Here is a 21,540-nt window from a genome sequence, read left to right on the forward strand (position 1 = left end):
TGCTACTTGGTTTCAGCATCCAGCATCCTAAGCTCACTCAAGGTAACTAAGCGGTATCCGCGTGCTTTTAGGGCATCAATAATGGGTCCTAAGGATTTTACGGTTTGAGTACGCCGATAACCGCCGTCATGCATAAGGATAATCGAGCCGGGAAAAACATTTTTTACAACATTATCTGTGATTTGTTTTACTCCGGGATTGCGCCAATCTTTGCTGTCCACACTCCAAAGTGCTACAACATGCCCATTTCGTTTCGTGGTTTCCAGTTGGCTTTTTGAGACGAATCCTCCGGGAGGACGATAGAAGTAGGTGTGGTAGCCGGTTGCGGCAAAGACTGCCTGATCGGTTTGATTCATTTCTTCGACTAAACGGCGCTGCTGATAATCATGGCTATAACCATGATTTCCGATTTCATGTCCTTCTTTGATCAGACGCTTTAATAGGAAGGGGTAGGTTTGGGCTGCCTTTCCTAAAACAAAGAAGGTTGCCCGCACGTCCTTTTCTTTAAGGATGTCCAAAACAGCCGGTGTGTCGATTGGGTCAGGTCCATCATCAAAGGTCAAAGCCGCGATTTTTTCCTGCGTATTGGTCATATAGTAAGTGCCAGGAGCTTTAACTATAGAAGGAACGGTCATTGAACCCTGAGCCATTGTGAGAAAACCTCCCAAGGTGAGCAGGAACAAAAAGGTTAAGACGAGTTTCCGGCGAGATATGATTAAAATGCGCAACCTCATTCACCCCCAAGTCACTTCTATATAACTATGGATAAATAATGTGTTACATGCATGCTTCTTGTCTTAATCTTACTAATACTTAACAAAATTATTATAAAAAGAGTTTCTTTGAAGGGCGGGATTTAGATGGGTTTTCGGTTCGTTTTCGGTCGGGCAGGCAGCGGCAAAAGCACTCTGTGTTTAGAAGAGATCCGAGCTGAGCTGCGCAGAGAACCCTGGGGCTCTCCTTTGATCCTCCTTGTCCCGGAGCAGGCTACCTATCAGATGGAAGTTGCCCTGGCTAATACGCCGGATCTTGGCGGGAGCTTGCGTGCCCAGGTTTTAAGCTTTCGACGACTGGGGTGGCGGGTTTTTTCTGAAACCGGAGGAGGGCAAAAAGTCCTGATTGGCCAGACCGGCAAACGGATGCTCCTGCGCCGGATTCTTTTAAAACATCGTCTTGAATTAAAAGCCTTTGCACGATCCGCCGCCCGGCCCGGTATGGCCGAACTTCTCGCTCAGGCAATCGGAGAATTCAAAACCTATCGGATCGCTCCGGACGATTTAAGGAAGGTCAGACATACGAAGGGGATTTTAGAGGATAAGCTTGAAGACTTAGCTCTTATTTATGAAGAGTTTCAAGCAGCTCTGGGACAAGTTATCCGGGACCCTGATGATGAACTCTCAGTTCTGGCAGAAAAGATCCCTTCTGCATTCCTGATTCAAGGAGCTAAGGTTTGGGTTGATGGATTTACCGGATTTACCCCTCAAGAATTAGAGGTTTTAAAAAACCTGATGCTAACTGCCCAAGAAGTGATTATAACCTCTCCCCTTGACCCAATGTATGTTAAAGAGGAGCGGGAGCTTGAAGAGGGGATCTTTAAAGCCGGGGAAGAGTTATTTGCCGGTCCTTGGAAAACCTATCAGGACCTGCAGCGTATGGCCTTGGAAACCGGAACCCAGGTTTATGCTCATACCTTACTAACAAGTTCAAAACGCTATAAGCATCCTTGGCTTTGGCATTTGGAAAAATATTTCGCTGCTTATCCCACGATTGCTTACCAAATGACTGAGGAGAGCGTTTCCGAAGGAATTCAGATCTTATCAGCCGTTAACCGGCGGGCTGAAGTAGAAGGGGCAGCCTGGGAATTAAGGCGCCTGGCCCGGGATGAAGGGCTTTGCTGGCATGAAATGGCTGTCACGAGCCGGGATCTCTCAGGGTATCATGAACTGATTACACAGGTTTTTACCTCTTATGAAATTCCTCATTTTATTGATCATAAACGTTCTGTTCTTCATCATCCTTTGATTGAACTGCTGAAATCCATTCTGGAAGTGGCCCAGAGTCATTGGAGTTATGAACCGCTTTTTCGCTGCCTGAAGACCGATTTTTTCCCATTGACAAGAGATGCTGTGGATCGTCTGGAAAACTATGTGCTGGAACATGGGATACACGGTGAGGGTTGGACCAGGAATATCCCCTGGCGCTATCATCGTCAATGGTCTTTAGGGCAAAATGAGGAACAACGTGCCGCAGAGCTTAACTATCAGATTGAACTAAACTCCTCCCGTCAGACTGTTTTTAACCTTATTTTTCCTTTTAGCCAGGAGGTTTTACCTAAAGGTCAGGCAGAAATGCCGAATGTACGGACAATGACTGAAGCCCTGTATGTTTTCTTAGAAAGCCTTGACGTTCCCGGAACCTTAAGGACATGGTCCCAAAAGGCCCAGGAAGAGGGAGACCTCAGCGAGGCCGGATTGCATGATCAAATCTGGGAATCGGTCATCCAGGTCTTGGATGAAATCGTCGCCGGACTAGGGGAAGAATGTCTGGAGCTGGAGGACTATGCTTTAATACTTTCCTCCGGCCTGGAGGGAATTGAACTTGGCCTGATCCCTCCGGGGCTTGACCAGGTTTTAGTGGGATCATTAGACCGTTCACGGAATCCCGAAGTCCGGGTTCTCTTTCTGATCGGAGCTAATGAAGGAATACTTCCAGCGCGGCCTGTATCTGATGGGGTGCTGGATGCAGAGGAAAGAGAAGAATTAGAGAAAGCCGGAGTTGCCCTTGCCCCTAAAGGAAAGTTTCAGACCTTTGAGGAACAATTCTTTATTTATATGGCACTTACCCGGGCCGTAGAAAAGCTTGTGGTTTGTTATCCTCTGACAGATGAAGAGGGGAAAAGCCTGACAGTTTCACCGGTTGTCACTCGGCTTAACCATCTTTTTCCTGAGCTTACCGAGTGTTTCTTGGGTAATATCGAGGATATTCAGCGGATAAGTCAGCCTGATTCAGTCCTTCAATCCTACGCCGGACAGCTCCGTACCCTGCGCCAGGGGGAACCCCTTTCTCCTCTTTGGCAAGCCGCGGAAAAGTGGCTGATTGAAGATCCTCTTCGCCGCCAGCAAATCATGAAATTACAGGATAGCCTTTTGACTCAAAATCAAGAGGGAAAACTCCAGCGTCCCCTGGCCCGCCGCTTATACGGCAAACGCCTGATGGCCAGTGTTTCCCGTCTTGAACAATTCGCTAAGTGTCCCTTTAGCCATTATGCCCGCTATGGTCTAAAGCTGCGTGAAAGATCTACCTACCAGTTGTCAAGCCCGGATATGGGAGAATTTTTTCACACACTTCTGCACAATTTTGCCCTCCAACTACAAACCCAAGGCCTGGATTGGGGCAAACTGACAAAGGAAGAGTCCTGGGCAATTGTCAGTGATCTGGCAGATCAACTGGCACCCGGTCTTCAGCATGAAATCCTTTTAAGCAGCGCCCGCTACCGCTATTTAACTCATAAACTAAAGCGCACAGTTCATCACGCTGTTCGAGTCTTAGGAGAGCATGCCCGAAAAGGGGTATTTATCCCGATTCGGCTGGAAGTAGGTTTTGGTCCCGCTCAACCCCTCCCCGGGATAGAGATTCCTTTAAGCGAAGAGGATTCCCTCATTCTCAGAGGGCAAATTGACCGGGTAGATGCCGCGTTCTTGGATGGACAGGTCTATTTGCGGATCCTTGATTATAAATCCCGGGAATTATCCTTATCTCTGGATTCAGTTTATTACGGTTTAAATCTTCAATTATTAACCTATTTAAATGTGGCCTTGCAGGGAGCGGAAGTTTTGCTGAACACGACGGCTCCGCTCCCCTCCGAAGAGGTTAATTCCTCAGAAACGCAAACTATCTTGCCCCAGAAGATTCCGGCGGGATTTTTATATTTCCCCGTTCTGGAACCACAGCTTGAAGAGAAAGTTCCCCTCAGCGCAGACGAACTGGAGCAGCGCCGTGTTAAAGCTGTCAAAGTCAGCGGGTTTTTATTAGCTAATCCCAGGGTTTTAGAAGCCATGGATGCGACCTTTTCCACAGGACAATCGGATTTGCTGGGCATTAAATTGAAAAAAGACGGGGCCTTTACAAAAGGATCAAATGTTTTGACAGAGGAGCAGTTTTCTCTGCTTCGTGATTATTTGCAGCAGTGGTTTCGAGAGAAGGGCGAAGAAATATTAGACGGCGATATTTCCCTGTCTCCTTACCGCCGCGGCAAAAGTACAGGATGCCAGTATTGTGCCTATAAGCCCGTTTGCCACTTTGATCCCTACCTGCCTGAGAACCAATACCGGGACCTGGCTGTCTTAAAGCCGGAAGAGGTCTGGGAACGTCTGGAAAACTCAAAGACCGGTAATTCGGCTGACCCTATGGTGCTGCCGGAAACGAAGGATATTAAGGGGTCAGCGCTAAACTGGCTGGGAGAAGAGAACGAGGAAGAAGGGTGATTTGAGTGAATAAACCAAAATGGACAAACGAACAGAGTGCCGCCATTCGTTTGCGCGGGGAACTCTTAGTAGCAGCTGCGGCCGGCTCCGGTAAAACAGCCGTCCTTGTTGAGCGTTTAATTCATCAGATCACAGATGCGGATCACCCGGTTGATGTGGATCGTTTTCTGGTTGTTACCTTTACCAAAGCGGCGGCTAACGAGATGAGGGAGCGGATCGGCAAAGCCTTGGACAATGCTTTGTTTCAGGAACATGAGACTAAAGAAATCGAGCGGCTTATCAGCCAACGGACCCTTCTTCACCGAGCAAGTATTACGACCTTGCATTCCTTTTGTTTGGAGTTGATTCGCAAGTATTTTTATCAGCTGGAACTTGATCCGGCGTTTCGAGTCGCGGATCAGGCTGAGGCAGACCTGCTGCGTCAAGATGTGATCGAAGATTTGTTTGAAGCCAGATATGCTTCGGAAGACCCGGACTTTCTGAAACTCGTTGACGCTTTTGGAACGGATCGCGATGATCAGCCTTTAATGGATTATGTTCTGCGGCTATATACCTTTGCTTATAGTCAGCCCCGGCCCCATAGCTGGTTAAGTTCACTGAAAGAAGCCTATACCTGGGACAGCACCGAATCCCTGATCCAAAGCGAATGGGGGCAGGCAGTTCGTCAAGGACTTCTCGATTTAGTGAATGAAACCATAAACTTACTTGAACAGGCCGGGCAAATTGCCCAACGTCCCGGGGGACCCATCCTCTACGCGGAAACCTTCCAGGATGATTTAAATCGCGTTGGGCTGCTTAGCCGTGCCTTAAAAGAAGGGGATTGGGCGCAAGTGGAAGCTCAATTTCAATCCGTTGTCAATTATCCCAAGCTTCCGCCCATGCGGTCGAAATCTGAGGAATCCTATAAGAAAAAGCTGCAGGAAGAAAGCAAAAAATTGAGGGAGGATGCCAAAAAGAAACTCAATTCCCTAAAAGAGGCAGTCTTTGCTTATCCCCTTGAAGAGCAGCTATCTGCCTTGGGTGAGATGGGAACCATGGCCCAAACCCTCAGTGAATTAGTTCAGGAATTTTCTCAAGTCTACGGGGCGGCCAAAGGACGTCGCAATATCTTAGACTTTACGGACCTGGAGCATTTCGCTCTTCGTTTGCTGGAAGCAGATGGGGAGCCTTCGTTGATTGCCCAAGGGCTAAAAGAGTATTATGCTGAAGTTTTAGTGGATGAATATCAGGACATCAACCCTGTTCAAGAACGTATCTTACATCAGGTATCCAGGCAAGGGGAACTCCCAAATCTCTTTATGGTAGGAGATGTAAAGCAAAGCATCTACCGTTTTCGCATGGCAGATCCCAATTTATTTATTGCAAAATATAATCTCCTGCCCCATTGGCAGCCTGACCATCAAAGTGAGACAAAAATGGTGATTGATCTGAACCGCAACTTTCGAAGTCGTTTGGAAGTGGTGGAAGGGGTGAATTTTCTCTTTCGCCAGATTATGACGATAAGCGCAGGGGAAATTGCCTATGATGATCTGGCGGCCTTGCAGTATGGTGCATCCTTTGTATCCGGGCAGAATCAAATCCGCACGGCAGAAGGCCCTATTGAAGTCCATCTTATTGATCCTAAACGTATAAAAAGCGAGTTGTCCTCATATTCTGATGAGGGAATGAACGAAGCAGCGGAAGATTTATCAGCTGGGGCAGAGGACACTCCGTCCTTAGAAGATCTTGATAAGGCACGAATTGAAGCCCGGCTTGTCAGTGCACGGATTCAGCGCATGGTTCGCGGCGGGGAATTTCAGATTTATGACAAAGAGATCAGAGATTTCCGCCCGGTTCAATATTCGGATATTGTCATCTTAATGCGTTCCTACTCAGCCGTGGCGCCCATTTACGTCGAAGAATTCCAAACCGCTGATATTCCTGTTTATGCTGAAACAACCAGCGGATACTTCGGAGCCAGTGAAGTGGAGACTGTTTTATCCCTGCTCAAGATCATCGACAACCCCCACCTGGATATCCCTATGGCGGCCGTTCTTCGCTCTCCCCTTGTAGGCTTGAACGGAAGTGAATTAGCTAAAATCCGGATGATCCTTCCCGAAGGAGACTTCTACGAAGCCTTAACTCTGGCAATATGGGCCGGATGTGAGGGGAATTCGGACCCGGTTCAAGTCTGTGAATTCGAAGAGATTTTAGGACTGTACCAGGAAACCCTGCCTGAAAAGCTGAAACACGCTCAGCAGCAATTAAACGCCCTGCCAATGCTGAAGGAGAAAATCTCAGTTTTTTGGAGGAATCTGCAAGTCTGGCGAACACGGTCACGCCGTACCTCCCTGGCAGAACTGCTTTGGTCTTTATATGACGAAACCGGCTACTTAGCTTATGTTGGTACTTTGCCGGCCGGTGTACAGCGCCAGGCCAACCTTCGCGTGCTCTATGACCGTGCTTGTCACTTTGAGGCCACCAGGTATCGGGGCTTGTTCCGTTTTCTTCGTTTTCTGGACCGCTTTCAGGGACAAGGCAAAGATATGGGAAGTGCACGGGCCTTAGGGGAAAATGAAGATGTGGTTCGCTTGATTACCGTCCATGCCAGCAAAGGCTTGGAATTTCCGGTCGTGTTTGTTGTCGGTCTTGGACGGTCATTTAATACTCAAAGCCTCAAGGGTAAGATGCTTCTGCACTCTAAATTAGGTGTAGGTATGCCGGTCATTGACGTGGATAACAATGTTCGCTACCCTTCCTTCATTCAATACGCGGTTAAGCAGAAACTGGCTCAAGAATCTCTGGCGGAAGAATTGCGGATTCTTTATGTTGCTCTGACCAGAGCAAAAGAACGGTTGTTTCTCTATGGTCATATCGAAAACCTGGACAATACCCTTCAAAAATGGCAGCGCACCTTAGAATGGGAAGAGGTCTGCTTACCGGAAGGGCAGCTCAGGAGTGCCAAGTGCTTTCTTGATTGGATTGGTCCTGCTTTAGTTCGCCATCCTGCCCGGCTTTTTGGTGAAACCGATTCAGAACCGGCCTTTACGATGCCGGATAATTCCTCATGTTGGGAACTCCATATTCATCAACGTTTAACATCGGAATCGACAGCAAGCCCCAACCAAAATATTCTTGAAGAGAAGCCTGAAGGATCTCAAAGTGAGGAAGAGGCAGCAGATGCCGGGCAAAGTAAGTCTGGAATCTCATGTAACGATAACACCCTTGAACACTGGTATTCCGAGGTCAACCGCCGCTTAAGCTGGCAGTATCCCCACCTTAAAGCGGTTCAACAGGCGGCAAAAACCAGCGTTAGTGAATTAAAACGTCAAAATGCCTGGCATGCAAACGAAGAGGTATCCATAATGCCTATGCTCCGTAAGCAGACAGATGGTGTAAAACGGCCAAAATTCCTTCAGACCACACAACCTCTGACTGCTGCCGAACGCGGAACCGCGCTGCATACAGTTATGCAGCACCTTCCCTTTAAGGAGTTAGCGGCGTTTTGGTCAACCCTGTCCCAGATGGAGCAAGTTGATACCATGATCAAGTTTGTCAATGACCTGGAACAAAGAGAAATTCTCACGACGGAACAGAAGAGTGTCATTCACCCCACACAGATTGTTCATTTTCTTAACACGCCCCTGGGTCAGCGGTTATTCAGCGCCCATCAGCTGCTTCGGGAAGTGCCATTTACCTTGACCCTGCCAACTGAGGACCTTACAAATATCCTGGTTCAAGGGGTGATTGATGTTGTTCTTATCTACAAAGATGAATTTCATCAACTAAAAGCAGAGATTCTTGATTACAAGACAGATTCGGTTCCGACGGACAGCGCAATTGAAGCAGCCTCAATCTTAAGAGAACGGTATGCTCTTCAACTCTCGCTATATGCCCTGGCCATTGAACGTTTGAATAAGATTGATGTTACGCGCTGCACTTTATATTCATTTACCTTGGGATGCGAAATTGATCTATCTGATGAGTTTCGTAAAAGTTCTTGGCAATCAGGCTCCCATACCGCTTTGCGGCACCACTGATGAATGAAAATAGGTCCCTCGGGTCGGGCTGCTTCTCTCACATCCGTTAACTCAGCACTCCGAGGCTCGCCCACTCACCGGCGCGGGACTCCGCCAAACCTCTGGGTAATACCTGATGTGAACCCGTGGCTACGTTTCCCCGCACCGGTTTGTGGGCTTTTATCGCCTCTCCATGCGATGAGTTCACTCCTGTGGGAGAAGCTGCCTTCCTTTGAGGGCTACAGATTTTTTGAATGGTTTTGGGGTGTTTTTCAGGTCGGAAAGTATAAGTCTGGGGGTGTATAAAGGCAACCAATAATACTGAAGTCTGTCCGCAATCATAAATAGCAATAGCGGGAATTATTCAAAAATTCCCCTTAATAATTTCCCCGCAGAGGGAAAATAAAGGGTATTATCCGGGTATATGTCAATTAAACGCCTTAATTATGTTTATTGCTATAAAATTATTTAATCCCATAATATTTTGTCATCTTGAGAAAGGATTTTTTGAATTAATGGCGAAGTAAATACTTTGTTCCTTGTGATCGTTTTAACTATCTTTATAAGGAGTAAGGATGAAAGAGGGGTTGTAATGAGTCCAAATAAAATAGGTTCTGTTTTGATTGTAGGCGCAGGGATTGCGGGGATTCAAGCGGCACTGGATTTGGCAGAGTCGGGATACTTAGTTCATTTGGTAGAAGAATCGTCAGCAATTGGCGGAACTATGCCGATGTTGGACAAAACGTTCCCGACCAATGATTGCTCGATGTGTATTTTATCCCCTAAATTGGTTGAGTGTGGACGCCATCTTAACGTCAGAACCTACACCAACTCACAAGTTGTCAAAACCGAAGGAGAAGCCGGAAATTTCAAAGTCACCATTAAACAAAAGGCCCGTTATATTGATCTGGAAAAATGTACCGGCTGCGGAGCATGTGCTGAAGCTTGTCCGGTAAAAGTCGATGATGAATTCAATCAAGGCTTAGGAAAACGTAAAGCCGCGTTTAAACAATATTCACAAGCCTTCCCTAATGCCTATGGAATTGATGAAAAGAATTGTTTGTATCAGTCCCGGGGTAAAGCAAAAGGCAAAGAGATCTGCATGAAATGCGTTAAAGCATGTCAAGCCGGTGCGGTCGATCATCATATGGAAGACAAAGAATTCGAAGTTGAAGTAGGCTCCATGATCCTTAATCCCGGATTCAAAATTTTTGATGCCTCTTCCCTCGATTATTACGGTTACGGAAAAATTAAAAGTGTTATCACAAGTCTTGAGTTCGAGCGTCTGCTCAGTGCCTCAGGACCTTTCGACGGACATCTGGTAAGGCCTTTTGACAAAAAAGAACCGCAGAAAATCGCCTGGATTCAGTGCGTCGGCTCCAGAAACGCTAAAATTGACAAAAACTACTGTTCCGGTGTCTGCTGTATGTACGCCATCAAGGAAGCAGTTATTGCCAAAGAGCACAGTCACATTCCCGTCGATACAACCATTTTCTATATGGATATGAGAACTCCCGGTAAAGATTTCGAAAAATATTACAACAACGCCAAGAATCAGCAGGGAGTTAATTTCATTCGTTCCCGTGTCTATGAAGTTGTAGAAGCTACAGATGATTCCGGAGATGCGGTCATCAGATACTCCACAGAAGATGGTCAGCTTAAAATGGATCAATTTGATTTAGTTGTTCTGTCAGTGGGTCTTGAGCCGGGCGACAGTTCCAAAGAACTAGCCAAACTCTTAGACCTTAAAGTTAATAAATATGGATTCGCAGAGCTTGAGCCGCTAACCGGAGTAAACACCTCTAAAGAAGGGGTTTATGCAGCAGGAGCTTTCAGCGGTCCGAGAGATATTCCTGAAACCGTTATGCAGGCCAGTGCAGCCGCCGGTGCCGCCTCTGCCTTATTAGCGGAAGAGCGGGGAACCTTAGTCAGTGAAAAAGAATATCCGCCTGAAATGGATGTAGCCGGAGATGTTATCCGAACAGGTGTCTTTATTTGTCACTGCGGTGTCAATATCGGCAGTGTTGTTAATGTACCAAGTGTCGTCGAATACGCAAAAACCTTGCCCACGGTAGCCTATGCCACCGATAAAATCTATGCTTGTTCTCAAGATGCTCAGGCTTCCATCAAAGCCTTGATCAGTGAACAAAAACTTAACAGAATTGTGGTTTCTTCCTGTAGTCCGCGAACTCACGAGCCTTTATTCCAAGAAACATTGAAGGAAGCCGGTTTGAATGCGCACTTGTTCGACATGGCAAACATCCGTGACCAATGTTCTTGGGTTCATATGAACGAGCCTGAAAAAGCAACCGAAAAAGCGAAAGATCTCACAAAGTTAGCTATCGTGCGTGCTTCCATGCAGCAGCAAACCCAGCCGATTTTCATGGATATGAATCATGCCGCCCTGGTGATCGGAGGCGGAGTTGCAGGCATGACAAGTGCTCTGTCCCTTGCGGATCAAGGATATGAAGTTCATTTAGTGGAAAAAACCGATGTTTTAGGCGGCGTAGCCAGAAGATTCTCCACTGGTTTCAGAGGAGAAGATATGAAAGCCTTTGTTGCCGGGCTTATTGAAAAAGTAAGCAGCCATCCGAAGATTAAACTTCACGTTGGTGTGGGAATTAAAGATGTCGGCGGTTTCTTAGGCAACTTTACCACCACCTTGGAAAATGGTGAACAGATCGCCCACGGTGTTGCACTTCTGACCATCGGCGGTCAGGAATATAAACCGAACGAGTATCTCTATGGCCAAGACGAGCGTGTCATGACCCAAATTGAAATGGACGAAGCTCTTTACAATCATGATGCCAAAGTGGAAAATGCCAAGAATTTTGTCTTCATTCAATGTGTAGGTTCCCGCTCTGAGGAAAATCCCTATTGCAGCCGTACTTGCTGTACAAAATCAGTTAAGCTGGCACTTAAAGTCAAGAAGAAAAACCCGGGAGCTAATGTCTTTATCTTATATCGTGATATGAGAACTTATAGTTACTTTGAAGAGGACTATGAGGAAGCAAGACGCATCGGTATCATCTTCGTCCGCTATAGTGAGAATGCCAAACCGGTTGTTGCTAAAGAAGGGGATGCCCTTGTTGTAACAATTAATGATCATGTCTTAGACAGGCCCATTGAAATTGAAACAGATGTGCTTTGCTTAGCTGCTGCTATTAAAGCCCCTGAAGACGGCAAGAAACTCTCCAAGTGGTTCAAAATTCCGCTCAATGCCGACGGATTCTTCTTAGAGGCTCATATGAAGCTGCGTCCCGTTGACTTCAGTACGGATGGAGTGTTTATGGCCGGTATTGCCCACAGTCCGAAGAACATGGAAGAAGTCATTGCCCAGGCTAAAGCAGCGGCAGGACGTGCAGGGGTAGCCTTGTCTAAGGATCAAGTAGAATCAGCGGGTCTGAATGCCTTTGTCAATAAACGCAAATGTACCGCTTGCGGAACCTGTGAGGCTGTCTGTTCAGCTAAAGCAGTCACCGTTGATCATGAAAATCGCGTAGCAGTTGTTAATGATGCCTTATGTAAAGGCTGCGGAGCATGTGCTTCCAGTTGCCGCTGCGGCGCTATCAGTCTCAGAGGATGTACCAACGAGCAAATTGTCGAGATGTTAAACTCCCTATAGATTTTGGGCACCTAACTAACTAGGGAAAGGTAGATGATTATGGGAGAAATTCAGGTAGAAACTGAAACGAAAAACTATGAGCCAAAAATTGCAGCCTTCTTGTGTAACTGGTGCAGTTATGCAGGTGCAGACCTTGCAGGCGTTGGCAGAATTCAATATCCGGCTACAATCAGAACCATCAGAGTCCCATGTTCCGGAAGAATCAATCCTTTATATGTTCTGAAAGCAATGGCCAATGGGGCGGACGGGGTTTTAGTATCCGGATGCCACCCGGGGGATTGCCACTATATCAGCGGAAACTATGTGGCACGAAGAAAATTTGCCCTAATTAAATCATTGCTGAACCATGTAGGTTTAGAGGAAGACCGGGTCAATTTCTCTTGGGTATCAGCAGCGGAAGGTATTCGTTTTGCGGAAGTTGTAAAAGGAGTTACCGAGCGTGTTAGTGCCCTTGGTCCTAATAACGGGATATTTAAAGTAGATGACGGGGGTGCAGCGGGTGAATAATGTCATTAGCGATATCCGGGAAAAGGCCCGTCAGTTGCTGGCTGAAGGCAAAGTCGATGTAGTTATCGGCTACGAAAAAGGATCCTTACCTCTTAAAGCGACCCCATGCTTTGTGCATTCTCCTGAAGGTGCCGATTTATTGATCTGGGATGAAACCTGTGAGAATAACTTAGCTGGGTACGTTGCTCAGACTCCTGGCAAAAAAGCCATTATCGCTAAAGGGTGTGACAGCCGCGCTCTGGCGGTCCTTTTACAAGAAAACCAACTGGTCAGAGATGACCTGTATATCATCGGGGTTTCCTGTCATGGCGTTATCGATCAACGGAAAATCGGAGCTGACGTCGGAGAAATCCTAGAGGCTGGTATCAGTGACGGAAAAATATCCGTTAAAGGGATGGAAGGAGATAAGGAGTATCTTTTTGCTGAACTTAAAGACGCTACCTGTCAGACCTGCCGTTATCCCAACCCGGTTATGGAAGATGTTCATATTGGGGAAACCATCCAAGTTTCTCAAGACGCCCCGGACTTTGCTGATGTTATCGCTTTAGAAGAAAAATCAGCGGGCGAACGCCAGGATTATTTCAAAGAGCAAATGAGCAAATGCATCCGCTGTTATGCTTGTCGCAATGCATGTCCATTATGCTATTGCCAGGAATGTTTCGTGGACTGCAACTCCCCAAGATGGCTGACAGGCGGAGTAAACCGCGCCGAAAATCTCTTCTTCCAAGCCGGACGTGTCATGCACTTAGCCGGCCGGTGTGTCGATTGCGGTGCCTGCACTCGTGCTTGTCCGCAAGGTGTCGATATCCGGGCCTTGAACCGCAAGATGACCAAAGATGTTTACGTTATGTATAATCACGAAGCCGGTATCAGTGAAGATGGCAAACCTGCTCTTAATGAGTATACAACCAATGATCCAGAACAGTTCTTGGTAAAGGAGTGAGGTGAAGATAATGAAGATAAGTAAAGAAAAATTCGGCCAGGTATTTGATGCTTTAACCGCTGAGTACCAAATCATTGCTCCTGTCAGTGATGCGAACGGTATTGCTTTCAAAGGAGTCAAAAGCTTCTCAGAAGTCAAGCAAGATTATCTAAATTCTAAACTTCCTCCCAAAGCCTTCTTTTTCCCTCAGCATGAAAAACTCATGTCTTACAAGAAAGAGGGTAAAGATGTAACCGTTAAGAGCGAACTTAAGGTAGAGGACACCGTTCTTTTTGGGATCAGACCCTGTGACGCTAAGGGGATGCAGCTCTTAGATATGGTCTTTAAAAATGATCAATATACCGACCCTTATTATTATGAGCGACGTGAAAAAGCTGTGATCATCGGGGTCGCCTGCACCAAAATAGCGCCTACTTGTTTCTGCTCCTCATTTGGTATTTCTCCTGCCGGCAGTGAAGGTTCCGATATCCTTCTCATCGACCTCGGAGATTCCTATGAAGTCGAAGTGATCACAGAAAAAGGGAAGGCCTTAGCCGCCCGTTTCGAATCCCTCTCAGAACTTTCCGCGGATGAGCAAGCCTTAGTTGCCAAACTGAAGAGTGCGGAAACCGCCAGTAAAGTTGATCTCTCAAACACCACCAGTAAGCTTGATAAAATGTTTAATAGTCCTTTCTGGGATACTCTCCAGGAAAAGTGCATTGGGTGTAATGTTTGTTCGTTCTCATGTCCTACCTGCCATTGCTTTGACATTTCTGAAGAAGTACGCAAGAATGAGGGCACCAGAGTACGAACCTGGGATGCTTGTATGGCTCCTCTCTTTACCCTTCATGGCTCCGGTCATAATCCCCGGGATAAGAAAAAAGCCCGCTGGCGTCAGCGTTTAATGCACAAGTTTAACTATTATGTCCATAACAATGGGGCTATGGCGTGCGTAGGCTGTGGTCGCTGCATAAAGAGTTGCCCGGTTAATATGGATATACGGCAAGTCATTGATGGGGCTAACAAAGCAGAATTGGTGGTGGAATGATGCAACAGAATCCATATATCCCGATAACAATGAAGCTCATTAAAAATTTAGTGGAAACTGAAGATAGACTGATCAATACCTTCACCTTTGAGTTTCTCAACAAGCAAGATGAGGAAAACTTCAAATATATGCCCGGCCAGTTTGCGGAAATCAGCGCCTATGGTCATGGAGAAGCACCTTTTGGAATCGCAACCTCCCCGACCGAGCCTGGAATTCTAAAGTTTTCGGTTGCTAAAGTAGGATGTGTCTCTAATGCCCTGCACCTTTTAGAAGAAGGTACTATGGTAGGGGTTAGAGGACCAATGGGTAATTACTATCCGCTTGAAAAGTTTAAAGGGAAAAACGTTGTTATTATCGGCGGAGGTTTTGCGTTTACAACTCTGCGTGCCCTGGCAAAATATATGCTCGATGACAAACATCGCGGGGACTATGGTGACATTACGGTTATTTACGGTGCCAGAAACCCTGGCTTATTGCTCTATAAAGAAGAATTAGCCGAGTGGGAAAACAATCCCAACATTAATCTGGTAACAACTATTGACAGACCTGCGGAAGGCTGGACTAAACACGTAGGCTTCATTCCTAGCATCACGGAACAAATTGCTCCTTCTTCCGTAGATACCTATGCAGTCGTTTGCGGACCGCCAGCCATGATTAAATTTACCTTGCCGGTCTTAGAAAAGTTAAAGTTTACTCCGGAAAGTATTTATACCTCCTTAGAGATGCGCATGAAGTGCGGTCTGGGAATCTGCGGTCGTTGCAATATCGGTACGGAATATGTATGTAAGGATGGCCCGGTCTTCTCCATGGCTCAATTAAAAGAATTACCTAATGAATATTAATCAAGTCGGAGGTGATAGTAAGAATGGCTGAAGCCCTTAAAGTTAAAGACTTTGATCCAACCCTGAGAGATGAAGTAGCTGGATTATTAAAAGGCTATGATTTTTCCAATTGCCTGACTTGCGGTATGTGTACGGCCGGGTGTAAGTACAGTGATTTAGTTGAGGATAATGATCCTCGTAAATTCATTCGCAAAGTTGCCCTTGGATTACGCGAAGAAGTAGAAAATGATCCTTTTGTCTGGAATTGCAATATGTGTGAACGTTGTACCGTTGAATGTCCAATGGGTGTTAATATTGCAGCTATCACAAGAGCTTTCCGAGGAAAAACTCCTGTACCTCCCGGTCATTTACAAATTATTGCTGATGACCATGTCAGAACCGGTAACCAGATGGCTGTAGAACAACTCGATTACGATGAAACTCTGGAATGGCTTGAAGAAGAACTCCAGAAAGAGCTCAATGATCCAACTTATAAGATACCTATTAACAAGCCGGATGCAGATTTTATGTTTGGCTTCAATGCTAGAGAAGTTAAGCATTATCCCCATGAACTCCAGACTATTTTACATGTATTTGCGGCAGCTAAAGCTAATTATACTCTTAGCAGCAAGCGCTGGGATGCGACTAATATCTGTCTGTTCACAGGAAAGAACGATCAATTCCAGGAAATCACCCGTCCGCTCTTTGAAGAAGTAGAGCGTTTAAACGCTAAGGAATTAATCGTTACAGAATGTGGTCACGCTTTCCGCTCTTGTAAAATGTTCCAACGCACCTACTGGAAAGGAAAGCAGTTCCCTGTACGTCACATCGTCGAGCTTTACGCCGATTGGATTAAAGAAGGCAGATTAAAACTGGATAAGAGCAAAAACCCACTGCCGGTTACCCTTCACGATCCTTGTAATACAGTTCGTAAGGAAGGGGTTTATGAACCCCAGCGCTATGTTATCAAACATGTCGTTGAAGACTATCGCGAAATGAATCCGGATGGCAAGTACAACATTTGTTGCGGAGCCGGCGGCGGAGCTCTGGCTGTTGCTGCAACTAAGCAGCAGCGGATGGTTAAAGCGAAACCAAAAGTTGATCAATTAGTGGCTTCCGGAGCAAAGATTGGCTGTATTCCCTGTCATAACTGTATTGACCAGTTTAATGATATGAATAAGTTCTATAAGCTAAAAATGAAAATGGTGCATCTCAGTACACTCATCGAAAATGCTCTGGTTCCCGATGAAGTGCCGGAGAGTGCGGCAGAAGCAGAAGCATAGGATTCTCGTGAAATCGAAGATCCGATCATTAGAGACTAGGAATTTTAGGTGATAGAAAGCCCCGTCGGCGGAATTAACCGCATCGAACGGGGCTTTTTCTTGCTATCAGACCCCCAGGATTCTTGCTTTATGCGTGGACATTTATGTCGATATAAGATAGAATTACCGTGATTATAGTCTTTAATGATTAATCTACTAATCTTGGAGGGTAGAATGGTTAAATGGATAACTGTTCTCATAGCAGAGCCCGGAAAAGATCCTGAACTTCGGGAAATGCCTAATAATCTTAAGGCTTTCGAATTAACCATTGGGGGTTATCTTGAGATCGTTGAGAGCGTACGTCCGGGGTGTTCAATCATATACAATGGAAACTACCCCCTGGCCCAAAAGCCTCAAAAACGAGGGGATATTGAAGGAACCTTTATTATAGTTCGTGTGGACCCTCCTGATCCGGTATCCCTTAGTCAGGATGATATTGAAATTCTTTCAGAAGTCTATAAATGAACTAGTTATAACAAATTATAATTAGTTGAAATAACTGCATGCTAGATGAAATAAGGTAATTAGCATGTAATGAAAGCGAGCTAAAAAGATGGCAGTACAGGTTTTGACGGATAGCACAAGTTACCTGCGGGAAGATATTCGAAACCAATTAAATATCAGAATGGTTTCCTTAAATCTTTCGTTTGGAACCGACAGCATGAGGGAAATTGACATTGATAATGAGACATTTTACACAAGGATGGCTGAGAGAGGAATTCCCACATCTTCACAGCCTTCTGTCGGAGATATGTATCATGAAATGAAACGTGTTATTGAAATGGGCGATAGTCTGTGCTGCATTTTCCTGTCGTCAGAAATGAGTGGTACTTTTGCAACGAGTCAAACCGTAAAAGAAATGATTTTGGAGAAGTATGAGAATGCTCAGATAGAGATCATTGATTCCAGGTCAAATTGCATGCAGCTTGGCTTTGCTGCGGTTAGGGCAGCAAGAGCTGCTCAAGCAGGGAAGACACTTGATCAGGTGAAAGAAGCTGCCTTAGAAACTATAAAAAGGAGTAGATTCTTATTTATCCCCGAGAATCTTGAATACTTGAAAAAGGGCGGCAGAATAGGCGGTGCAAGTGCTTTAATCGGAAACCTTTTTAAAATAATTCCTATACTGACTGTAGAAGATGGTAAAACAAATGTTTTAATGAAGGTCAGAACCAAGAATAGCGCAGTTTTAGCTATGGTTGATAAAATGCTGCAGGATATAAGCGCCTATGGTTTAGGAGAGATTGCCGTTCATCATATCCAGTGTCTAAATGAAGCAAAAACGCTTGCCAAACTGATCAAAGATAAGTTAAACGCAGATATAGATATTATGGATATTGGACCTGTCATCGGTTTACATGTAGGTCCCGGTGCAATTGGAATAGCATACTATACTGAAAAGGCTATGAGATAATGCTATAATAAATTGATGTCACGTAAACGTATTATTACTGCACAGAAAGAGGTTTGGGTAGTCATGATGTACCAATACAACGGCATTATTTTTAAAAATGCCAATCCGAAACATGCGGACGGCACTAGAGCTTGGAGCCAGATCTGTAGAATATGCGTTTCAAAGCATAAAATTGATCGCAGTATGTTAGAGCCCGTTTGAAGCGGGCTATGTGGTGTGCAGGGCTGTACACGTCAAGCTGGTTTCTATATCAATTTTGAGGACGGAGAATTAACCGAATTTCCCGATTGAATTTCTAAAACCTTATGACTCATGTTATAATTAGGTAAGTACATTATATGAGCTTGCCTGAATTTTAGAGTTACGGAGGATTTTAGCCATGCCAAAACTCAATAAACTTTTATGGACAATTGCGATTCTGGTTATTGGTAGTTTCACAATAATTTTTTCCTTTAGTATCCTTGTGATTGGTGCTGTGATGGTCACCTTATATGGGCTGTACCGGCACTATTTTCCCAAAAAGAGAAAATCCACGCTATATCATACAAAAACTCAAATGTATACGTTCGGTGAAGTCGTCGATGTAAAATCTGAAGTCATTCATGAAACAATAGACATTAAAAAAATTAACTAGAGAATTTAATTTATTATCTAAGCTGAATTCTAGTTCTCGTATTTTCGTCTAAAACTTATAATGCTTAGTTTACACAGATAAGCCATCGCTTTTTATAGGCGGTGGTTATTTTTATTTGTAAGTTAAGATTTTTAAAAATTAATTTTGTGATTACTGGTTTTGGTCAAGTCATAGGATGATCAGCAAACTTATCCCTGGAATATAATACCACATACTCAGGGAAGGAGGACCATACATGATAGGTGAAAACAAACGGGTAGAAGAAATGAACTATTTTGAACTGATAGCTTGGCTTGGTATAGGAAGTTCTCATCCAGGAGGTTTTCCCGCAACTAAACAAAATCTGGATGCTGTCCAAATAAAACCCGAGGAATATGTACTTGATGCCGGATGCGGAAGCGGGCTGACCGCTTGTCATTTGGCCAAAACAGTCGGATGCAAGATCATGGGTATTGATATAAATTCTCAGATGATTGAAAAAGCACGGCAAAGAGCAGAGAAAGAGGGAGTATCCCATTTAGTCGAGTTTAAGGTTGCAGATGTTTATGAACTGCCTTTTGCGGATAACCAATTTGATGTCGTTATTGCCGAGTCAATTGCGGTCTTTCTAGACAAGGTAAAAGTGTATCGGGAACTTTATCGAGTCCTAAAACCCGAGGGCAGAGTTGCGGATTTAGAAATGGCCATATTGAAAGAAATGCCTGCGGCAGTCAGACATCAAATGGAGGAATGTTTTGGTTCGGGCACGAATCCCTTACCTTTCCAAGAATGGCTTGAGGCATTAGCACAAGCGGGATTTCAGGATGTAGATATTAAAAATCCACAGCCCTTAAGAGATAACGGCAATATTGTCTTAAACGAGCTGAAAAAGGATTGGGTGCTCGTGAAAGACCTCATGTCTAAAATTAACAGGCAGCCTGGCTTAGTGCGCCGTTTGCAGAAAAATGCCGGTTTTATGAAGAGGAACCGCAGTTACTTTGGCTTTGGTCTGGTTTATGGACGAAAACCAACTCCCCCGCCCCTTAAATTGGGATTCAAAGACCGGCTATGGCAGGTTTTGTTCCGCAGAAAGCCTAGACAGTGATTACGGGATTTCTTCGCATGTATGGAATTGACAGTTTCTGCTAATCCTATACGGGAACCCTATAGGAGGTAGCTAATAAAATCATGTCTAAAAAAATCCCAACTATCTATTTCAATCGTTGTTTTTCGTCTACTCCCCAAATTATTAAACAGTTGTTAAATAACCACGATTTCCGAAGGTTTAAGATCTTTATTTCACATGTATGTCCCAATAATTATCTACAAGAGGTTGCAGATTATTTTGAAGTGGAGCCTGAGTTGACCGGAACAGACTATGTCAATTACTGTTTGGATTTTTGTCTTAAACACAAGATTGACTTGTTTGTGCCAAGGTATAATGTAACCACATTAATTGATTACAAGGAAGATTTTGAACGGCTTGGGGTTAAAGTAATGTTTATCGGGAACAGTGAAACTTATCAAGTCCTGGAGGATAAACTGAAAACTTACGAGACTTTAAAAGAAACGGATGTTGTAGCTATTCCAAAAGCCTTTCGAATTGAAGGTTTTGCTGATTTTCAAAATGCTTATCAGCAAATATCTAACAAGGGCGGCAGAGCTTGCTTGAAGCCTATCTCCGGGATTGGCGGAAATGGCTTCAAGGAAATTCTGGAAGATACCACAGAGGTCAATGAGCTCTACAAAACAACAGGTTCGACGATTGCCAAGGATAGGATAATACGAATATTACAGAATTCCGAAAAAGTGGAACCCTTTATGGTTATGGAATACCTGGAAGGGGATGAGTATAGTATTGATTGTTTAGGGAACAACGGAAAACTTGTCGTCGCTGTTCCTAGAAGAAAGCTGGACCTTTATCGGCAAAACATTGAATACCATGAAGATTTGCTGGACCTGGCTCAAAAACTGACTAAAGAATTCTCCTTGAGTTATTTATATAATATTCAGGTGAAATATCACCACGGTCAGGCACACCTTATTGAAATCAATACCCGAATGTCCGCCGGGATTCATAAGTCCTGCTTTACAGGGGTTAACTTCTTATACCTGGCCATAAAGCAGCTGATGGGGGAGAAGGTAACCGCTCCAAAGGATGTTCATTGGGACTTTCAGATACGCACCACTGAGAACTACGATCTCGTGGCCATATAAACGATAAGGCTTGACACAGCAAACTAAAGTTCGATTCGTTAGAACTTGTTTATCAGTGATACTTATCCTTAAATGAAAATACTTATTCTTAAAAGAAAGAAGCAGGGAAGGATTTCAGTTGAAATTCTTCCCTGCTTGTATGTATTAAATTATCATTTAGTGCATAACCAGCATCTTAGTATGTTATTATTGGTTTATGCTGATAACTGCTGTAAGTTTGAATGGTGCCGATGACCGGAATCGAACCGGTACGGATGTTAAGTCCGCGGGATTTTAAGTCCCGTGCGTCTGCCAGTTACGCCACATCGGCAAATTAATTGGAGGCGGCACTCAGATTTGAACTGAGGAATAGAGGTTTTGCAGACCTCTGCCTTACCACTTGGCTATGCCGCCAGGAGATTTGATTGGAGCGGGTGATGAGAATCGAACTCACGTAGCTAGCTTGGAAGGCTAGTGCTCTACCATTGAGCTACACCCGCCTGGGATAAAGGTATGGCTCCCCGAGTAGGACTCGAACCTACAACCTACCGGTTAACAGCCGGTTGCTCCACCATTGAGCTATCGAGGAATAT

15 protein-coding genes and 4 tRNA genes are annotated in these 21,540 nt (G+C 44.9%); 13 read left to right on the plus strand and 6 right to left on the minus strand.

From position 1 onward, the window contains the following. Window positions 1-2: 2 nt before the first annotated feature. A complete protein-coding gene (locus DESYODRAFT_RS12925) occupies window positions 3-734 on the minus strand; it encodes a polysaccharide deacetylase family protein (protein WP_042338540.1) in 732 nt (243 codons plus the stop codon). A gap of 126 nt (window positions 735-860) precedes the next feature. Between DESYODRAFT_RS12925 and addB the strand changes: the two genes are divergently transcribed. Then, window positions 861-4,484 (plus strand): helicase-exonuclease AddAB subunit AddB, encoded by a 3,624-nt coding sequence (gene addB, locus DESYODRAFT_RS12930; protein WP_007783730.1) that lies wholly within the window; start codon window positions 861-863, stop codon window positions 4,482-4,484. Window positions 4,485-4,489: 5 nt separating this feature from the next. Beyond that, complete coding sequence (gene addA / locus DESYODRAFT_RS12935; protein ID WP_007783732.1) at window positions 4,490-8,503, plus strand: helicase-exonuclease AddAB subunit AddA; 4,014 nt, start codon at window positions 4,490-4,492, stop codon at window positions 8,501-8,503. A 46-nt stretch (window positions 8,504-8,549) separates the two neighbouring features. Here the strand turns inward: addA and DESYODRAFT_RS28210 are convergent, their stop codons facing one another. Continuing rightward, the gene (locus DESYODRAFT_RS28210) at window positions 8,550-8,690 is read right to left on the minus strand and encodes a hypothetical protein (RefSeq protein ID WP_157137178.1); all 141 of its coding nucleotides are present in this window, start codon (window positions 8,688-8,690) and stop codon (window positions 8,550-8,552) included. A 384-nt stretch (window positions 8,691-9,074) separates the two neighbouring features. Between DESYODRAFT_RS28210 and DESYODRAFT_RS12940 the strand changes: the two genes are divergently transcribed. The 11 genes from DESYODRAFT_RS12940 (at window position 9,075) to DESYODRAFT_RS12990 (ending at window position 20,968) form a co-directional block, all read left to right on the plus strand. Further along, window positions 9,075-12,107 carry an FAD-dependent oxidoreductase gene (locus DESYODRAFT_RS12940; RefSeq protein WP_007783735.1) on the plus strand — a complete coding sequence of 1,011 codons (3,033 nt, stop codon included), beginning with the start codon at window positions 9,075-9,077 and terminating at the stop codon, window positions 12,105-12,107. Between the two features lie 39 nt (window positions 12,108-12,146). Beyond that, a complete protein-coding gene (locus DESYODRAFT_RS12945) occupies window positions 12,147-12,614 on the plus strand; it encodes a hydrogenase iron-sulfur subunit (protein WP_007783738.1) in 468 nt (155 codons plus the stop codon). Next, window positions 12,607-13,557 carry a 4Fe-4S dicluster domain-containing protein gene (locus DESYODRAFT_RS12950; RefSeq protein ID WP_007783741.1) on the plus strand — a complete coding sequence of 317 codons (951 nt, stop codon included), beginning with the start codon at window positions 12,607-12,609 and terminating at the stop codon, window positions 13,555-13,557. The genes DESYODRAFT_RS12945 and DESYODRAFT_RS12950 overlap by 8 nt, the downstream gene beginning before the upstream one ends. 10 nt (window positions 13,558-13,567) lie before the next feature. After that, the gene (locus DESYODRAFT_RS12955; RefSeq protein ID WP_007783743.1) at window positions 13,568-14,584 is read left to right on the plus strand and encodes a 4Fe-4S dicluster domain-containing protein; all 1,017 of its coding nucleotides are present in this window, start codon (window positions 13,568-13,570) and stop codon (window positions 14,582-14,584) included. After that, a complete protein-coding gene (locus DESYODRAFT_RS12960) occupies window positions 14,584-15,426 on the plus strand; it encodes an FAD/NAD(P)-binding protein (RefSeq protein ID WP_007783746.1) in 843 nt (280 codons plus the stop codon). The genes DESYODRAFT_RS12955 and DESYODRAFT_RS12960 overlap by 1 nt, the downstream gene beginning before the upstream one ends. 23 nt (window positions 15,427-15,449) lie before the next feature. Beyond that, window positions 15,450-16,688, plus strand: coding sequence for a (Fe-S)-binding protein (locus tag DESYODRAFT_RS12965; RefSeq protein WP_007783748.1), 1,239 nt, complete (start codon window positions 15,450-15,452; stop codon window positions 16,686-16,688). Between the two features lie 213 nt (window positions 16,689-16,901). Beyond that, a complete protein-coding gene (locus DESYODRAFT_RS12970) occupies window positions 16,902-17,192 on the plus strand; it encodes a DUF3846 domain-containing protein (RefSeq protein WP_007783749.1) in 291 nt (96 codons plus the stop codon). A gap of 88 nt (window positions 17,193-17,280) precedes the next feature. Continuing rightward, complete coding sequence (locus DESYODRAFT_RS12975) at window positions 17,281-18,138, plus strand: DegV family protein (RefSeq protein WP_007783752.1); 858 nt, start codon at window positions 17,281-17,283, stop codon at window positions 18,136-18,138. 379 nt (window positions 18,139-18,517) lie between these two features. Next, window positions 18,518-18,772 carry a hypothetical protein gene (locus tag DESYODRAFT_RS12980; RefSeq protein ID WP_007783754.1) on the plus strand — a complete coding sequence of 85 codons (255 nt, stop codon included), beginning with the start codon at window positions 18,518-18,520 and terminating at the stop codon, window positions 18,770-18,772. A 235-nt stretch (window positions 18,773-19,007) separates the two neighbouring features. Then, window positions 19,008-19,856, plus strand: coding sequence for a class I SAM-dependent methyltransferase (locus DESYODRAFT_RS12985; protein ID WP_007783757.1), 849 nt, complete (start codon window positions 19,008-19,010; stop codon window positions 19,854-19,856). Window positions 19,857-19,939: 83 nt separating this feature from the next. Beyond that, entirely contained in the window at window positions 19,940-20,968 is a 1,029-nt protein-coding gene (locus tag DESYODRAFT_RS12990; RefSeq protein ID WP_007783759.1) for an ATP-grasp domain-containing protein, read from the plus strand. 222 nt (window positions 20,969-21,190) lie between these two features. Here DESYODRAFT_RS12990 and DESYODRAFT_RS12995 read toward each other — a convergent pair. The 4 genes from DESYODRAFT_RS12995 to DESYODRAFT_RS13010 form a co-directional block, all read right to left on the minus strand. Continuing rightward, a tRNA-Leu gene (locus tag DESYODRAFT_RS12995) sits at window positions 21,191-21,278 on the minus strand. 8 nt (window positions 21,279-21,286) lie between these two features. Beyond that, window positions 21,287-21,361 (minus strand) — tRNA-Cys (locus DESYODRAFT_RS13000). Between the two features lie 12 nt (window positions 21,362-21,373). Continuing rightward, a tRNA-Gly gene (locus tag DESYODRAFT_RS13005) sits at window positions 21,374-21,447 on the minus strand. Between the two features lie 14 nt (window positions 21,448-21,461). Continuing rightward, window positions 21,462-21,536 (minus strand) — tRNA-Asn (locus DESYODRAFT_RS13010). Window positions 21,537-21,540 lie beyond the last annotated feature (4 nt).

It is taken from the genome of Desulfosporosinus youngiae DSM 17734, from assembly GCF_000244895.1.
Lineage (GTDB): Bacteria > Bacillota > Desulfitobacteriia > Desulfitobacteriales > Desulfitobacteriaceae > Desulfosporosinus > Desulfosporosinus youngiae.

Bases quoted from the DNA above. Each gene is read 5' to 3' on its own strand.
- DESYODRAFT_RS12925 (WP_042338540.1), bottom strand. From the start codon at position 734: ATGAGGTTGCGCATTTTAATCATATCTCGCCGGAAACTCGTCTTAACC.
- addB (WP_007783730.1), top strand. From the start codon at position 861: ATGGGTTTTCGGTTCGTTTTCGGTCGGGCAGGCAGCGGCAAAAGCACT.
- DESYODRAFT_RS12940 (WP_007783735.1), top strand. From the start codon at position 9,075: ATGAGTCCAAATAAAATAGGTTCTGTTTTGATTGTAGGCGCAGGGATT.
- DESYODRAFT_RS12945 (WP_007783738.1), top strand. From the start codon at position 12,147: ATGGGAGAAATTCAGGTAGAAACTGAAACGAAAAACTATGAGCCAAAA.
- DESYODRAFT_RS12955 (WP_007783743.1), top strand. From the start codon at position 13,568: ATGAAGATAAGTAAAGAAAAATTCGGCCAGGTATTTGATGCTTTAACC.
- DESYODRAFT_RS12960 (WP_007783746.1), top strand. From the start codon at position 14,584: ATGCAACAGAATCCATATATCCCGATAACAATGAAGCTCATTAAAAAT.
- DESYODRAFT_RS12965 (WP_007783748.1), top strand. From the start codon at position 15,450: ATGGCTGAAGCCCTTAAAGTTAAAGACTTTGATCCAACCCTGAGAGAT.
- DESYODRAFT_RS12970 (WP_007783749.1), top strand. From the start codon at position 16,902: ATGGTTAAATGGATAACTGTTCTCATAGCAGAGCCCGGAAAAGATCCT.
- DESYODRAFT_RS12975 (WP_007783752.1), top strand. From the start codon at position 17,281: ATGGCAGTACAGGTTTTGACGGATAGCACAAGTTACCTGCGGGAAGAT.
- DESYODRAFT_RS12980 (WP_007783754.1), top strand. From the start codon at position 18,518: ATGCCAAAACTCAATAAACTTTTATGGACAATTGCGATTCTGGTTATT.
- DESYODRAFT_RS12985 (WP_007783757.1), top strand. From the start codon at position 19,008: ATGATAGGTGAAAACAAACGGGTAGAAGAAATGAACTATTTTGAACTG.
- DESYODRAFT_RS12990 (WP_007783759.1), top strand. From the start codon at position 19,940: ATGTCTAAAAAAATCCCAACTATCTATTTCAATCGTTGTTTTTCGTCT.